This window comes from Acinetobacter sp. GW821-FHT01C12, assembly GCF_059422625.1.
Window position 1 is genome coordinate 46,965 of the sequence record NZ_JBWKXD010000009.1, and the last position, 15,532, is coordinate 62,496.

Annotated in this window: 15 protein-coding genes; 8 read left to right on the forward strand and 7 right to left on the reverse strand. The window is 38.1% G+C overall.

Annotated features, from left to right (window positions below):
* Window positions 1-602 precede the first annotated feature (602 nt).
* Window positions 603-1,478: a pirin family protein gene (locus AC07WY_RS16990; protein ID WP_105713878.1), complete on the reverse strand. Its 876-nt coding sequence runs from the start codon at window positions 1,476-1,478 to the stop codon at window positions 603-605.
* Window positions 1,479-1,754: 276 nt separating this feature from the next.
* Here AC07WY_RS16990 and ycaC point away from each other — a divergent pair, with 276 nt between their 5' ends.
* A complete protein-coding gene (gene ycaC / locus AC07WY_RS16995) occupies window positions 1,755-2,381 on the forward strand; it encodes an isochorismate family cysteine hydrolase YcaC (RefSeq protein WP_004818434.1) in 627 nt (208 codons plus the stop codon).
* 131 nt (window positions 2,382-2,512) lie between these two features.
* Entirely contained in the window at window positions 2,513-3,436 is a 924-nt protein-coding gene (locus AC07WY_RS17000) for a LysR substrate-binding domain-containing protein (RefSeq protein WP_434278580.1), read from the forward strand.
* Window positions 3,437-3,506: 70 nt separating this feature from the next.
* On the opposite strand, the gene ahpC is transcribed toward AC07WY_RS17000, so the two are convergent.
* Window positions 3,507-4,070 (reverse strand): alkyl hydroperoxide reductase subunit C, encoded by a 564-nt coding sequence (gene ahpC, locus AC07WY_RS17005; RefSeq protein WP_004718560.1) that lies wholly within the window; start codon window positions 4,068-4,070, stop codon window positions 3,507-3,509.
* A 220-nt stretch (window positions 4,071-4,290) separates the two neighbouring features.
* On the opposite strand from ahpC, the gene AC07WY_RS17010 reads away from it, so the two are divergent.
* Window positions 4,291-4,626, forward strand: coding sequence for a hypothetical protein (locus tag AC07WY_RS17010; protein ID WP_262087067.1), 336 nt, complete (start codon window positions 4,291-4,293; stop codon window positions 4,624-4,626).
* A 33-nt stretch (window positions 4,627-4,659) separates the two neighbouring features.
* On the opposite strand, the gene AC07WY_RS17015 is transcribed toward AC07WY_RS17010, so the two are convergent.
* Window positions 4,660-5,295: a TetR/AcrR family transcriptional regulator gene (locus tag AC07WY_RS17015; RefSeq protein WP_262087065.1), complete on the reverse strand. Its 636-nt coding sequence runs from the start codon at window positions 5,293-5,295 to the stop codon at window positions 4,660-4,662.
* A 131-nt stretch (window positions 5,296-5,426) separates the two neighbouring features.
* Between AC07WY_RS17015 and AC07WY_RS17020 the strand changes: the two genes are divergently transcribed.
* Window positions 5,427-5,891: a hotdog fold domain-containing protein gene (locus AC07WY_RS17020; protein WP_004818430.1), complete on the forward strand. Its 465-nt coding sequence runs from the start codon at window positions 5,427-5,429 to the stop codon at window positions 5,889-5,891.
* An 83-nt stretch (window positions 5,892-5,974) separates the two neighbouring features.
* Here the strand turns inward: AC07WY_RS17020 and ssb are convergent, their stop codons facing one another.
* The 3 genes from ssb to AC07WY_RS17035 all read right to left on the reverse strand — a co-directional run bounded on the left by ssb (window position 5,975) and on the right by AC07WY_RS17035 (window position 9,221).
* The gene (gene ssb, locus AC07WY_RS17025) at window positions 5,975-6,583 is read right to left on the reverse strand and encodes a single-stranded DNA-binding protein (RefSeq protein WP_004718569.1); all 609 of its coding nucleotides are present in this window, start codon (window positions 6,581-6,583) and stop codon (window positions 5,975-5,977) included.
* 51 nt (window positions 6,584-6,634) lie between these two features.
* Window positions 6,635-7,999 carry an MFS transporter gene (locus tag AC07WY_RS17030; RefSeq protein ID WP_016539108.1) on the reverse strand — a complete coding sequence of 455 codons (1,365 nt, stop codon included), beginning with the start codon at window positions 7,997-7,999 and terminating at the stop codon, window positions 6,635-6,637.
* A gap of 139 nt (window positions 8,000-8,138) precedes the next feature.
* Window positions 8,139-9,221 carry a DUF475 domain-containing protein gene (locus tag AC07WY_RS17035; protein WP_171066888.1) on the reverse strand — a complete coding sequence of 361 codons (1,083 nt, stop codon included), beginning with the start codon at window positions 9,219-9,221 and terminating at the stop codon, window positions 8,139-8,141.
* A 234-nt stretch (window positions 9,222-9,455) separates the two neighbouring features.
* On the opposite strand from AC07WY_RS17035, the gene tenA reads away from it, so the two are divergent.
* The 3 genes from tenA (at window position 9,456) to AC07WY_RS17050 (ending at window position 11,721) form a co-directional block, all read left to right on the forward strand.
* On the forward strand, window positions 9,456-10,127 hold the full coding sequence (gene tenA, locus AC07WY_RS17040) for a thiaminase II (protein ID WP_004818427.1): 672 nt from the start codon (window positions 9,456-9,458) through the stop codon (window positions 10,125-10,127).
* A gap of 339 nt (window positions 10,128-10,466) precedes the next feature.
* Entirely contained in the window at window positions 10,467-11,006 is a 540-nt protein-coding gene (locus AC07WY_RS17045) for a PAAR domain-containing protein (RefSeq protein WP_494736801.1), read from the forward strand.
* A complete protein-coding gene (locus AC07WY_RS17050; protein WP_494736802.1) occupies window positions 10,999-11,721 on the forward strand; it encodes a hypothetical protein in 723 nt (240 codons plus the stop codon). The genes AC07WY_RS17045 and AC07WY_RS17050 overlap by 8 nt, the downstream gene beginning before the upstream one ends.
* Window positions 11,722-12,064: 343 nt before the next feature.
* On the opposite strand, the gene AC07WY_RS17055 is transcribed toward AC07WY_RS17050, so the two are convergent.
* Window positions 12,065-13,894: a choice-of-anchor I family protein gene (locus AC07WY_RS17055; RefSeq protein WP_494736803.1), complete on the reverse strand. Its 1,830-nt coding sequence runs from the start codon at window positions 13,892-13,894 to the stop codon at window positions 12,065-12,067.
* Between the two features lie 201 nt (window positions 13,895-14,095).
* Here AC07WY_RS17055 and mdtD point away from each other — a divergent pair, with 201 nt between their 5' ends.
* Window positions 14,096-15,487, forward strand: coding sequence for a multidrug transporter subunit MdtD (mdtD, locus tag AC07WY_RS17060; RefSeq protein WP_419262389.1), 1,392 nt, complete (start codon window positions 14,096-14,098; stop codon window positions 15,485-15,487).
* Window positions 15,488-15,532: the final 45 nt, after the last annotated feature.

Consider the following 15,532-nt stretch of genomic DNA (forward strand, 5'->3'; position numbering starts at 1 on the left):
TTAAAAACATACAGATAATTTAACTATTTATTAAAAAAACATTTACAAATACCAATTTATTAATTATTATTTACAGCATAAAAACGATAAATAATTCACATTTACAATAAAAACAAATAATTATGACAACACACACAATAAAAGAAACTACAGCATAAAAAGGATCTCTATAGTGTGGAATAGAGATCCTTTTTTTTTACTTTGAATTTGCTTTTTAAGCAGATCAATTGCACCACTTGTAAAATGACGGCATACAAAAAATACTAAAACAACGGATATAAATTAACCAAATGAAATATATTGTGCTTTACTTCACATTTTTAATTAATTATGATGCGCGAATAGCAAAACAACCCAATCAAAACAAGACATAATCATCTAAAGAAAAAAACTACAGCGTAAGAGAGCTTCTGTTCAATAAGAGCAAAGCTCTTTTCTTTTTTTAAATTTCTGACCTTTTGGTGCTAAAAATTTTAAATATAAAAAAAGCGGATTTTACAATCCGCTTTTTGACTTCTCTCTATATTTCATACATGCCTGAACGTATAGACGAAAGGCATGCAAGCTATCCGTTATACACAAATACCTTTCATCAACATCAACTAAGCTTCCGCTACAATTTCACCAAATTTGCCATTATTGAAATCGTTAAACGCTTGCACGATTTCTTCTTTGCTATTCATTACAAATGGACCATAGCCTTGAATTGGCTCATTCAGTGGTTTACCTGTAAGGACCAAAAACTTAGCATCTTGCACCGCTTCAAGTTGAATTGCTGCATCGCCATCTTTTTCAAACATGACAATCGAGCTATCTAGCACCTTTTGTGTACCATTGAGTAACATTTCACCTTCGAGTACAACCACCAAAGTATTGTGGTCAACTGGCACATGAATAATTTGCTCATGACCCGCTTTAAGCTGACCATCCCAAACATTGACAGGGCTAAAGGTTGAAGCAGCACCTTGTTGTTCAGCATATTTCCCTGCAACCACACGTAAGTGGCCTGCATCATCATCAAAATGAATCACAGGAATATCTTGCGCAGAAATTGCTTGATACTTAGGTTGGGTCATTTTATCTGCCGCAGGTAAATTCACCCAAAGCTGAACCATTTCAAAGATTCCACCTTTTTCAGTGAATTCGTGTGAATGGAATTCTTCATGAACCAAGCCTGCGCCCGCAGTCATCCACTGCACATCACCTGTTTTAATGGTTCCACCGCCACCATGGGAGTCTTTATGGGTAACTTCACCTTGATAGGCAATCGTTACTGTTTCAAAGCCACGATGTGGATGTGAACCTACACCGTGCTGTTCATGGCTAGGTGCAAAGGTATAAGGCGCTGCATAATCCAATAATAAAAAAGGACTAATCGCTTGACCTAAACGATCATAAGAAAACAAGTTTTTTACAGGAAAGCCATCACCGACCCAATGCATATTTTGATTGCGGTATACACCAATAATTCTTTTCATCTCAATACTCCTATCTCTAGGCTTTAATATGAATCCATTTTAGGTTTTTTAAAGTGATCAATACAGCAATCTACCAATACGCTGAATCTCAAATATAGGATATTCAATAGCAACTGCACAGCGTAGTTTTTAATCAATCATCTTATTTATGAGATTATTAATCTCAGTTTATAGGCTTAAATATCATGATTAAGCCACGTAACATGAAATCCATGCAAAATAATTTGTTTTGTATTTAAGCACAATTTAAATTTTAGTGACTTCAAGGATATAAAAATGGGAAAACCTTACGTTCGTTTAAACAAAGATGATGCTGCGGTATTGTTAGTCGATCATCAAACTGGATTACTTTCTTTAGTCCGCGACATTGACCCAGATAAGTTTAAAAACAATGTTTTGGCGCTGGCTGCGGCGGCTCAATATTTTAACCTTCCCACTATTCTCACCACCAGTTTTGAAGATGGCCCCAATGGTCCACTGGTCCCTGAGTTAAAAGCGCTTTTTCCAGATGCGCCGTATATCGCTCGCCCTGGTCAAATCAACGCTTGGGACAATGAAGACTTTGTCAAAGCGGTAAAAGCAACAGGGAAAAAACAACTGATTATTGCGGGTGTTGTCACCGAGGTTTGTGTTGCCTTTCCTGCACTTTCTGCCCTTGAAGAAGATTTTGAGGTCTTTGTGATCACCGATGCTTCAGGAACATTTAACCCGCTGACACGTGACTCGGCTTGGGACCGTATGAGCAATGCAGGTGCGCAATTAATGACTTGGTTTGGTGCCTCTTGTGAGCTACATCGCGATTGGCGTAATGATATTGAAGGTTTAGGTACGCTATTTGGTAACCATATCCCTGACTATCGTAATCTGATCAACAGCTACACACAAAACACTTCTCAAAAATAAGATAATCGTTGTCGCTAGGAATGTAAGTCTTTGCATTCCTCGCTTTTGTCTGTGCATTTTATTTGTACAAATTTTAAAATACTTTCCTATTAATGATACTATTTTATCATCAACACACCTGAGATGAAGCTGTGCACTCTTTTGATGATTATTATTATTTCTATCTGGTGGTAAAACATGGTGGATTTAGTGCTGCAAGTGAAGCCAGTAATATCACCAAGTCTAAGCTGAGCCGACGTATTCTGGATTTAGAAGCCAAATTTAATGTGACTTTGATTCAACGCTCGACACGGCATTTTAAAGTCACACCACTAGGACAAGAATTCTTTGAGGAATGTGCAAAGATTATTGAACAGGCGGATAATGCTCAGAATGTCTTATTAAAACAAGAAATTGAATTACAGGGTCTGATTAAAATTAGTTGCCCACCCGTGATGATGGAACATCAAATTCGACCAATTCTAAATCAGTTTTTAAAAAAATATCCCAAAGTTCGGGTTGAATTGGCACTCACCAGTCGACGTATCGATGTGCTGCATGATGATATTGATTTGGCCATTCGTACTAACTTTTCAAGCAATGAAGACTCCAGCATTATCGTTAGAGATGTGATTAAAACCACGCACTGTTTAGTGATTAGTCCTGAACTTTTAGGCGATCGTGAAATTCAACATGTCACAGAACTTTGTGAATTTCCAACCATTGTATTAGGTACAGATAAACAGCACTATCATTGGCATTTACATCATATTCAGCAACGAGAAGAAATTGATATTCCGTTACAGCCTCGGGTCAAAAGTAATGACTTAATGGGTGCGTATTATGCGGTACTCGATGGCTTAGGCATTGCTGATCTTCCCTATTTAACGGTAGAACGAGACATTACTTCAGGGCGTTTAATCCATCTGTTACCAGAGTGGTGTTCTAATATCGGTGTTGTACAGTTGGTCTATGCATCACGCAAAGGTCAACGCTTAGTCATGGAAAAATTGATTGAAGATTTAGTCGATGGTATTCGCGCCTACGCACCTAAACACGATGGTTATATTTTATAAAGTCAACAATCGAACAATAAAAAACCAGAAGTTTAACTTCTGGTTTTTCAATTCTAATCCTAGGCAATGATTAGATTTTACCGATCAAATCAATTGAAGGTGCAAGTGTTGCATCGCCTTCTTTCCATTTTGCTGGACATACTTCACCTGGGTGTGCGTGCACATATTGTGCTGCTTTCACTTTACGTAGTAATTCTTGTGCATCACGTCCAATGCCACCAGCATTGATTTCAATAATTTGAATTTTACCTTCAGGATCAATCACGAAAGTACCACGATCTGCAAGGCCTTCAGCTTCAATCAACACTTCAAAGTTTTTTGCCAAAGCCCAAGTTGGATCACCCACCATTGGATATTGGATCTTTTTGATTTCATCTGAGTTGTCATGCCATGCTTTATGGGTAAAGTGTGTATCAGTAGAAACTGAATAAATTTCTACACCCATTTTTTGGAATTCAGCATAGTTATCTGCTAGATCGCCTAACTCTGTTGGGCAGACAAAAGTAAAATCAGCAGGATAGAAAAATACCACAGACCATTTACCCAAGAAGTCTTTTTCAGACACTTCGATAAATTCACCATTTTTATATGCAGTTGCGTTAAATGCTTTAACTTCAGTATTGATCAAACTCATTTGGTCTTCCTTCAATAGGTTTCAGGGATTGCTTATCTGTGAAATCACTATACGAAAAATTATTAAATCGGTAAAACTGGAGTTTTTAATAAAAATAATCGGTTTTATAGATTTATTTTTCCAATCTGTTGGCTTGGTTTAATCGAAAATATTATTTCAAACTTTGCTTGACCTTTCGCCTTTTACTCTATAGATTTTCTTTTTGAGTGGACTTTAAAAAATGACGTTCTCAATTCTTTTGGAGCAATTCCAAAACCTTCCTTTTGGTACAGACGCTTTTAAACAACTGAAAATAAACTGTGAATCTCAAATTGCTCATTCTGAGTCTGATTTTGAGAAAACGGCGATTTTTATGATTTATGGTTTTGCCAAAAACTATGTCTTACTTTATGAAGATCAAGCCATTACTGCTGAATTTGCGGCAAAAGCAAAAAACCAATTGCTAGGCTATATGCAGCAACTGGACACAGCAATTCAAACTCAAGATCGTGCGACCATTCTTAATCACTTAGATCAAGTCACAACGCACTATATGCAAAGCTCACGAATTTTTTAATCATAGCATCCATGATTTAACAAGCTTGGTTATTCAACCTTGTTGTTGCTGATATACGCTTTCTAAACTGCACCAAGCCGCATGTGCCAATGCTGCTTGGTAAACTTTTGGCGTAGCTTTCACTTTACCTGACAACCATGCCCGACAATAACTTTCTGTCGATCCAACCATAAATGACAATAATAATTCATGGGGAATGTTCTCGATCACCCCATAATCGGGTTGCTGTTTCATCCAAGCCAATAAGTGCTGATTACGTAAATGATTCTGCTGTTTTAGCTGATCACGCTGAGAACTTTTAGAAATACTAAAATTGGCAGTATATAAAAATCTAGCGAAATCAGGATAATCCATCACCCAGTCTATATAACTTGCTGTCATCACTTGGATACCCTGCTGTAGACTTTGTGCAGACAATAATGCTTGATCACGGCGTTCTGCTTGGTCTTCTATGGCTAAAATATACAGGGCTGCCACTAAACCTTCTTTATTTTTAAAATGGTGATAAATCGCCCCCACACTGGTTTGCGCACGTTCACGGATCATTTCTATTGTTGTTGTTTCAATCCCATATTCTAAAAAACAGGCTAATGCTTCCGTTAAAATCACACGTTTTAATTCTGCACGACGTCCACTATAACGACGTTCCAACAAACTTTGATTATTCATGTACAGCCTTTGATTTTATTTAAGCATTTTCTATATGACATTTTACGCGATTCAAATCGTCTGTCGAGCCAATAACAGAATTTAATTCTGTATTAGAATAATATTCTGTAAGCTAAATAAGGAATACAACAATGAGCCAAACCCTAAAACTGTGGAATAGATTTAAAAATAAGCCTGCTGGCAAATGGACATTTTCAAAATTATTGTGCTTAAAAGCGCCTTATTTCAGCAGTATTTCACCTGTTTTTGAACGACTTGAAGCGAACTATGCTGAAATTAAAATCAAAAAACATCGTGCTGTACTCAATCATATTGGTACAGTCCATGCTATTGCCATGTGTAATATGGCTGAGCTTGCTGGCGGAACCATGACCGACGTAACCGTGCCTTCCACGCACCGTTGGATTCCCAAAGGGATGACGGTTGAATATCTAAAGAAGGCTGAAACTGATTTAATTGCGATTGCCACGCCTGTTGAAAGCAATTTTCAGTGGAATCAAGGTAGTGATTATTTGGTCAATGTGGAGGTTAAAGACACACAAAATAATCTGGTGTTTAAAGCTGTGATTACCATGTGGGTTTCTGCGAAAAAGTGATTGTCTAAAACCAAATCAGGAAGCTCATAAAAAACCCTTTGTTTTCACAAAGGGTTTTGATAAAGCTTGACCGTTCTTATCAATTAAAACGGTAAGTCATCATCCAAATCCGCAGGGGCAGCAGTAGGTGCTGATGGTGCAGCTGCAGGTTTAGGCGATTGAAAACCTTGGTTTACATTGTTTCCGCCATTGCCATAGCCACCTTGTGGATTGGCATTGCCGTAACCACCACCTTGATTACCTTGATTCGCATAACCGCCACCGCCTTGGTTGTTGTTAAAACCACCTTGCTGGTTGTTATTGAAACGTGGTTGGTTATAACCACCATTGTCAGCAGCAGCGCCTTCACCTTGTTGACGGTTGTTATCAAGCATCTGCATTTGTTCGCCACGAATTTCAGTGGTATAGCGCTCTTGACCATTTTGATCCGTCCACTGACGGGTACGTAAAGAACCTTCAATATAAACTTTTGAACCTTTACGTAAATACTGCTGTGCAATCTCACCTAAACGGTTGTGCAATACAATACGATGCCATTCCGTTTGTTCTTTTCTTTCACCGGAATTTTTGTCTGTCCAAGATTCACTTGTCGCAATTGAAAATTGAGTGAGAGAACCCCCATTTGGGAAAGTTTTAGTCTCAGGATCACGACCTAAAGTACCAACTAAAATAACTTTATTTACACCACGCATTAGATGTTATCTTCCTATTCGATTCTATGTTTTACTTTATAAGAGTTATGTTTAAATGGCTACCTCTTTCCCAAACAACTGCGTTAAATGTTGTCGCGCAGCATCATCAATTTGCTGTTTATCAACCTTTATATACGCAACTTGCTGGTCAGACATAACCACAACTTCCTCAATACCACGAATTGACAACAACTGAGAAGTCCAATTATCGGTTTGTTTATCCTCAGGCAATCGTAATACGATTGATGTTAAATATCGTGGTTGAGCTAGCCCAAAACTAATGAGCAACCAAAGTATAGCAATAGCTGATAAGACACTCCAACCCATTGTTGTATTATTGAGCAAAATTAATTGTCCACCGAGTGTCCCACCAAAAAAAGCCCCTAAAAATTGAGCACTTGCATTAACACCCATCGCTGTTGCTTTGGATTGAATCGGTGCTGCTTTAGACAGCCATGAAGGGAGTAATGCTTCCATGACATTAAAGGCAATAAAGAACAATCCAAGGCCTAACAACAAGATATATTTGGATTCATAACCAAAAATCAGAACGACTAATCCCGCGATAATTCCCGCAATCGCTGTTAGAAAAATGCTGCGCATTTTACGGTATTTTTCAGCCAGAATAATGCTCGGAAATGCAAAGAACAGACTGATGACCAATAAAGGCAAATAAACAATGCCATGTTGCGCCAAAGGGATCCCAGCAAAATTGATCAATTGAGAAGGCACATAAACAAACATTGCGGTAAGCAATAAGTGCAGCGCAAAAACTGAAACATGCAGACGATTCAAATCGCCCATTTTTAAGACTTGTTTGAGCTGATGCAGATAACCTTGTTTAAAGTTTTTATGATGACGTGTGGTTTTAGGCACCATAAACAACATGAGGATTGCCAATAATCCCATGATTGTTGTTACCCAGAATAACCCTGAAATCCCCACCAAACTGGTGAGCCAAGGCCCTAAACTAAAAGCCACAACAAAAGACAATCCGATACTCATGCCCATCACAGCCATGGCTTTGGTCCGATTCTCTTCACGGGTGACATCCGCCAGCAAAGCCATAACAACCGCAGATACAGCCCCAGCGCCAGCAATCGCACGGCCAATAATGACCCCATAAATGGTTTCAGACATTGCCGCAACAGCACCACCCAAAGCAAATAGCAGTAAGCCAAAAACAATCAAAGGTTTACGGCTAAAACGATCTGCCCATAAGCTAAAAGGAATTTGCAGAAGTGCTTGGCTGAGGCCATAGACACCGACCGCTAAACCGATCAAAGCAGGTGTGGCATACTGATAAGACTGACCAACCACCGCAAACACAGGGATAATCATGAACAACCCCAACATGCGTAAAGCAAAAATACTACTTAATGCAAAGGTCGAGCGGCGTTCTAAAGGATTCATCATATCTACTGGCTTATCAAAACTGGCGAGCTAATTATCAAACACATCATCGCATATTGTGGCAACTTTGTGGAAACATTGAGCATAAAAAAGAGCACTGTTAAAGTGCTCTTGTATTGTAATCTCTTTTCTTAAAAAAGGATTAACTCTGTTGTTCAATTCGCTTGTTATATTGAATCGATGCAATGACTGCCCAAACAATAAAGGCAACACCAATCAAACCTGTTACCACCTCAGGTACATGTAAACCTGTACCACTTGCAATCATGATAAATGCCAAAGCACCAATGGCATAATGTGCACCATGCTCAAGGTAGATATAGGCATCAAGTGTACCTTTATCGACCAAGTAGATTGTCATTGAACGGACAAACATCGCACCAATGGCCAAACCAAGCATAATGATGACAACATCAGAGGTAATCGCAAACGCACCAATCACGCCGTCAAAACTAAACGATGCATCTAAGACTTCTAGGTAAATAAAGCCACCAATACCCGCTTTGATCACACCTGTAGGTGCACCATTGGCATCATGACCCACAGCATTGCCGTCTTCATCCACTTCTGGCTCGCCACCCAGTAAATGACTGAGTACTTGTACACCGATATAAATCACGATGCCCCAGATACCTGCCATTGTGACCACAAGGCGTTTCGCTTCATCTACATTTGCAGCCATAATCAGCAATGCCACTAAAGCAAGGAATACCGACATTGCTGGTACATTGGCCAAGTTGGCTAAACGCTTTTCAATCCATTTAAACCAATGGGTATCTTTGCCTTCATCCAAGAAAAAGTTTAAAAATACCAATAACAAGAATGAACCACCAAAAGCGGCAATTTCAGCATGATGTGCCAATAATTTTTCTGAGTATTGAATTGGATCATTTAATGCCATTTTCACAACATCAAACATGCCCATATCCGCTGTGACTGCAACAATCACAACAGGAAATACCAGTCGCATACCAAACACAGCAATCAAAATACCAACGGTTAAAAAGATCATTTTCCAGAAATGATCCCAATTACGTAGTACAGATGCATTTACAACAGCATTGTCAAAAGACAGAGACACTTCCATCACAGCAAGAATTGCCGTAATGGTCAGTGCAGAGAGCATGGCTTGCACGCCTGCATTTGGACCATGGGTAAAGCCCCAATATGCAGAGATTGCCAAACACACGATCGTAAAAAATATTGAGAAACCAAAATGTTTCATCATGGGAATTCGACCTACGGAGAATAGTTTTTGAATCAGAAAACTGAAATAAAAATCGCGTTTTTAATGCGCACATTATGACGACTTTTTCACATTTATCCAAAGTTCTTTGTCATATTTTTATGCAAATACAGCCGAATTTTCTGCATTCAAATACCTAAAGCAATTTAGAGTTGTTATAGTCTTGCACACTGAAATCATTTTATAACTTGAATCATTGCATAGGAAAATGACATGTCTTTTTCTCAAGACGTATGGCAACGTAATCTTGCTTTATATAACAAAACTTTAGCGCTTCCATTTAACCAAGAACTTGCGACAGGCTCATTAAACAAAGAAGCTTTTTGTCATTATGTGATTCAGGATGCGCATTATCTGGTGGCTTATGGTCGTGCATTGGCTGTCTGTGGTGCAAAAGCATTTGATGCTGACGATATCATCCAATTTACCCAAGGTGCGAAAGAAGCGATTGTGGTTGAACGTAGCCTACACGATGGATTTATGAAAGATTTTGGGATTAGCAAAGCTGACTTTGAGAATACCCCGCTTACCCTTGCCTGCCATCACTACACTGCTTTTTTAACTGCGACGGCTTGGTCTGAAAGCTATCCTGTGGTTTTGGCTTCGTTACTGCCTTGCTTCTGGATTTATGCAGAAGTTGGAAAAGATATTGTGAGTAAATCTATTGCCAATAATCCATATCAAGCATGGATCGATACCTATTCAGGTGAAGAGTTTAACGAAGCAGTTAAAAATGTTTTAGCGACGATTGACCGTATTGCAGAACATTGCGATGCAGATACCCTTGAGAAAATGCATAAAGCCTATACCAAAGGCGCTGAATTAGAATGGTTGTTCTGGGATAGCGCTTATCATCAAAGACAGTGGTTGGGCTTAGATCAGTAATTTATAGATTCAATACTTTCCCACTATCTCTTATTACATATAGTGATTTAAGGATAGTGGGCGTTGGAAACATAAATAAAATACTGCTAAAAAGAATCAAACTAATAATTTAATGAGAGCTACAAACATAGCCGTGTTACAGATACTGAAATGGTTGTAATGTTTAAGTTTGAGCCTTAGTTAAGAAAGATAAAATTATGAAAGAATAATCAGAAAAGAATGAATTTATTAAAAAAATATAAACCAATAAAAAGCTGTTTTGATTCTAGACAAAAAAATGTATAAAATAACATTTTAGAAAAACTTCCCATATAATTTAATAATACTGGATAATCAAAAATGAACGCATTTATAACTTTAGGCGCAAAGACTGACCATGGTGGCATTGTTGTTGAAGTGGATAATTCATTTATTATAGATGGTAAAGCTATTCATCTTGAGGGCATGAAACACTTTTGTCCAAAATGTAAAGTGATGGCCAGCGCAATATCATTAGGTAAGGGTTTCGTTGTTGTTGGTACAAGAACAGCAATAATGGCTGGAGATAAGACGATATGTGGCGCTACTTTCTTCCCAAATCAAAGTCTTGCCGTTAGTGAAAGCGGTAAAGATATTAGCGGAAGTAATACTAAGAACTCAGCATTTACAAACAATAATTTTGCAAAAGTATTCGATGAGCAGATAGTTGCTATAGATCATGAAGGTAATTTTATACCTGACACAGCTTATTACATCAAATCAAAAGATGGACAAATATTTAAGGGATACACTGATTATGAAGGAAAAACTCCACGTATAATTACAAATACAGCAAATGATCTAGAAATATGGCTGGGCGATGATGCTGAATTTATGATGGAGAACCATAACAATGGTTAATCCAACAGGTACAGCTAATACGAATCAAAAACTGGGGTCAACTCAGAACATTAAAGTAGATCGAAAAAATAGAATTATTGTTTGGGGCGGGGCTTACAGTACAAGTGATATAAACACGTTTAAAGCTACTGCTAATAACTTACAAAGGATGTATAAAGCTAGGGATGGAAGTAAATATAATATATTTATTCGCGAAATAAAAATATATCAGGATCTCATAGACTTAATTAATAGGCAGCCTGAAAATAGTATTAAATCATTAGATATTTTTACACATGGTGGTCAAAACCATTTGTGGATGGTTTCCGTAAGAGAGTCTGATACTGATAATGACCGAATTAAATGGAGTATTTATGATCTAAAATGGATTAGAGGACTGTTTAAAAGTGCAAATTTTGGTGTAAGTGACCTTAAAAAGATTAATTTTAAAGGTTTTATGAATGATGCCAAAATTGAAATACAGGGTTGCAATACCGCAGAAGACCCACACGATTCTAATAACTTATCTGCCGCATTTTCTAGGTATTTATATAATGCAGGAAAAATAAAGTCGTATGTCATTGGGCATACGACTCAGTCAAACCCACGAATTAATGGCTCTTCAACAAAAATTAGTGAGCAAAGTTATATGTGGATGCGTAGAGTTGTTTATCGAAATGGTCATTTAATTTTAGATACGAAAGATAAAGGCTTTTTAGATAGTAAAATTAAATAATAGGTTGAGATATGTTAGGAAAATACACTTATGAAATCTTTTTAATTTCAGGATACTTGAGCCTTTTTTTTCTAGTATTCACTATTCTTGTTTTAAGCTTTCCAGGATTTTTTAGATTAATACCAATATTTAAGCGTGTGAATAGAAAGACCTCAATGTGGTTGTTTTTCATTGCTGGAATATTTTTTCTCTTGTGTCAGCTCGCAATCCCTGAGGGATTTCCTTAATAAGAAATAGGATGCTGTAAGTCTTTATATTTATTTAATTTCTAAAAGTGTCATCTTCAAAAAATAAAAAAGAGTGCCAAAGCACTCTTTCACTCGCAACAGAATACATTAAACCGCTATTTTAAGTTAATCTGATAAATTGCTGTACTGCCACTGACTTCATTACCCACAATCAACATAGGCTTTGAATTTGGTGAATCTTTGGCAGAGACAAACATCAGTCCTTCAGGACCTAAATCACTTTTCTCAATCAGAATCTGCTTGCCATCCTTGTTTAAGATTGGCTGACCTTTGGCATCTTTATAAACCTGATCCTGTTTAAAGGTACGATTATTAAAATACTGTATAAACACAGGCTTTTGTGGATTGCTAATGTCATATACCATTATCCCACTTTGGCGCTCTAAGCCAATAAAGGCAAAGGTTTTTTTGCCAATTGTACCCAGCGCTAAACCTTCAGGCTCAGGCCCTTTATTGTCACTTCGGTCATCAAAAGCCGCCGATTCGTGATCACTATTAAAGTAATTTGGAAATAGCTCAGCAACTTTACGCTCAAATTCACTGCCTGAATCCCAAACTAACTTGCCTTGTGCATCCCAAATACTGAAAGAACGCGCGCCATAGCTATAAAGTTTGCTATAGGTCAATAATCCATTGGCATCCAATTTTGGTGAGCCATCCGTGTTGGTTTGATAACCCATATTCCAAGCAATGTTTAAACGTCCTAATTGTGTATCATCACGGCACATGCCTGGATCAGTCGCTGTTGCACCACAATAGGCAAAAACTGTTGCATCTAGTTTGACCCCTTTTACACCCGCAACAAGATTAGTCAAATGAGCAGGATAATCGCCTTTATTATTGAAACCTTTGACGTTGAATAAATGCTTCATTCGAATTGCTTCTGTAAAACCTTTACTTTGATCTCCAGCATAATATGCAGTTGAGTCTTTTAGCCACTCACGTGAATCACCTTCATTGGCGGTGACCAAATAACTTGCCCCATTGACTTGATAATGGGCAATTGAATCAGGTTGATACATCCCCACCAAACCTGGCCAAGTTTGGATATTAATTTTTCCATCTTTATCACTGACATCTAGCGCATTATTGGCAAGCCCATGATCTTTATAACCTAATGGAAAAATATCAGTCACTTTTTTAGCAACGATATCAATTTTGGCAATGGCATTATTTTCTTGTAAGGTCGCCCAAGCGGTTTTCCCATCATTGCTGATGGTGATGTACTCTGGCTCTAGATCTTGTGCAACTGTCGCTTTAGGACCAAAAATACGTACACCCGATTTAATCAAATCGGCTTTTTTATCATTAAACGCTTTAAAATCAGCAAGGCTGGCGGTTGGTCGTTGAATATTGCTGATATCAATAATGCTGATTGAACCTTCAGGATCAATACTATAGTCATCATTGGGTTCAGCTTCATTTGCCACCAAAACAGTTTTACCATCGGGGCTAAATGTCAGCATATCAGGTAAAGCACCAACTTCGACTGTACTGATCAATTTCAAATCTTTGGCATTAAAAAAAGCCACAATCCCCTTATCTGTTTTTTGTTTGGCTTGAACAGCAAGTGCCACAATGCCATTTTTAATCGCAACTGAATTTACTTCTGAATCAGCTAAAGCTTCACGGGCCGAAAGCTCACCAATATGCACAGGCGTTTCGGGTTTAGACACATCTAACACATCAACCAAACCCTTTTTGGCATTGACCACAAATACCCGTTTTGTTGTTGCATCATATGCCGGAATCTCTGCTGCACTTTCAGCAAAAATACCCGTTTCATAACGCCCCAATAAGCTTAAATTAATGCTTTCAGGGGTGGCTTCTTCAACCGTTGGCGCTGTTGTTTTATTATCATCATTACATGCCACTAAGCCAACAGAAAGCATTGCTAAACACAATGCAGAAACTTTTATGTTCATAAACAGCCCATTTTTTGTTTAATTTGGCTTAATGTATTCATCATGGGTGTAAGTTCCATGACAAGCAGATTACAGTTTTATGGCAATTTCTTGAACATTCAATTGAATACTGCACCTGATTCAATATAAAGCAACGATTTCATACAGATTTAGTCAGATGATTGTTTTAAAATATTCACAAAATGGGATTATTTAAGTTCTATGACGACTACGCCATCGCACAGTAAACTCCAACCTAAATTCTATTTATTGGTTTTTTTAGTTTCGATCGGCTTTTTCATGCAAGGCTTAGATACCACGATTATCAATACCGCTTTGCCAGCTATGGCAGAAAGCCTGCAAGAAAATCCATTAAAAATGCATGGCATCGTGATTAGCTATGTCTTGGCAGTTGCTGCATGTATTCCTTTAAGTGGTTGGTTGGCAGATCGCTTTGGGGTACGAAATATTTTCTTTGCAGCAATCGTGATTTTTACCGCTGCCTCATTGGGCTGTGCACTGTCCAATGACTTCAATCTGCTTATTGTATTTCGAGTTATTCAAGGTATCGGTGGCGCATTACTGGTTCCAGTCGGGCGACTCGCCATGTTAAAAATCATCCCTCGTGAGCAGTTTCTTTCTGCAATGAGTTTGATGAGCTTAGCAGGTTTACTCGGTCCATTAATGGGTCCGATCTTAGGCGGTTGGTTGGTCGAATATGCCTCTTGGCACTGGATTTTTCTGATTAATTTACCCATCGGTATTTTAGGCACTTTTGTCACCTTTAAAGCCATGCCCAATGTGGTTGAAGCATCGGTAAAATCCTTTGATTTCAGTGGCTTTATCCTATTGGCAATTGCAATGGTGGGCATGGCATTAGGGATTGAAAATATTGCCAGCAATGAAATCTCCAGAAACCTGAGCTTAGGCTTACTTTTCGCAGGGATAATCTCAGCATTGGTCTATGCCTATCATGCCCATACCCATAAAAATGCATTGTTTCGTAGTCGACTGTTTAAAAATAAAATCTATACCATCGGTGTACTCGGTAATTTCTTTGCGCGCTTTGGTGGAAATGCGGTTCCTTTTATTTTGCCACTGATGCTTCAAGTCGCCTTTAAAATGGAACCTTTTATGACTGGGGTAATGATGACCCCGATTGTACTTGGTTCATTATTTTCTAAACCCATCATTCGCCCGATTTTACAACGTACTGGTTATCGTCCATTTCTACTGGTCAATACTTTATTGATCGGTGCATGTATTGCCAGTTTTGCCTTACATACAGCAGATACTCCGACATGGTTAGGTGTAGTGCATTTCTTTATTTTTGGTGTACTCAACTCATTACAGTTTGTGACCATGAATACCCTTACGCTTAAAGATCTCCCACAACAGGACGCCAGTAGTGGGAATAGCTTTTTATCGATGATTATGATGTTATCAATGAGTATTGGGATTGCTTTGGCAGGTACTTTACTCAATGCATTTACAGGCTATTTTAGTGAAGCGCATATAACACAAGCATTTCACTATACCCTGATTTGCTTAGGTGCGATTAACATCATTACGGCGTTGATATTCTTTCAAATTCCCAAAGATGCGCAAATTTAAGTGTTTCAATTTTTATTCAGCCATCGTTTTTTAGAACCAAAGCAC

Coding starts and splice junctions, on each gene's coding strand:
- AC07WY_RS17050 (WP_494736802.1), top strand. CDS start 10,999: ATGGTTAATCCAACAGGTACAGCTAATACGAATCAAAAACTGGGGTCA.
- AC07WY_RS17035 (WP_171066888.1), bottom strand. CDS start 9,221: ATGAAACATTTTGGTTTCTCAATATTTTTTACGATCGTGTGTTTGGCA.
- AC07WY_RS16990 (WP_105713878.1), bottom strand. CDS start 1,478: ATGAAAAGAATTATTGGTGTATACCGCAATCAAAATATGCATTGGGTC.
- ycaC (WP_004818434.1), top strand. CDS start 1,755: ATGGGAAAACCTTACGTTCGTTTAAACAAAGATGATGCTGCGGTATTG.
- AC07WY_RS17055 (WP_494736803.1), bottom strand. CDS start 13,894: ATGAACATAAAAGTTTCTGCATTGTGTTTAGCAATGCTTTCTGTTGGC.
- AC07WY_RS17045 (WP_494736801.1), top strand. CDS start 10,467: ATGAACGCATTTATAACTTTAGGCGCAAAGACTGACCATGGTGGCATT.
- ssb (WP_004718569.1), bottom strand. CDS start 6,583: ATGCGTGGTGTAAATAAAGTTATTTTAGTTGGTACTTTAGGTCGTGAT.
- AC07WY_RS17010 (WP_262087067.1), top strand. CDS start 4,291: ATGACGTTCTCAATTCTTTTGGAGCAATTCCAAAACCTTCCTTTTGGT.
- ahpC (WP_004718560.1), bottom strand. CDS start 4,070: ATGAGTTTGATCAATACTGAAGTTAAAGCATTTAACGCAACTGCATAT.
- tenA (WP_004818427.1), top strand. CDS start 9,456: ATGTCTTTTTCTCAAGACGTATGGCAACGTAATCTTGCTTTATATAAC.
- AC07WY_RS17020 (WP_004818430.1), top strand. CDS start 5,427: ATGAGCCAAACCCTAAAACTGTGGAATAGATTTAAAAATAAGCCTGCT.
- AC07WY_RS17030 (WP_016539108.1), bottom strand. CDS start 7,999: ATGATGAATCCTTTAGAACGCCGCTCGACCTTTGCATTAAGTAGTATT.
- mdtD (WP_419262389.1), top strand. CDS start 14,096: ATGACGACTACGCCATCGCACAGTAAACTCCAACCTAAATTCTATTTA.
- AC07WY_RS17015 (WP_262087065.1), bottom strand. CDS start 5,295: ATGAATAATCAAAGTTTGTTGGAACGTCGTTATAGTGGACGTCGTGCA.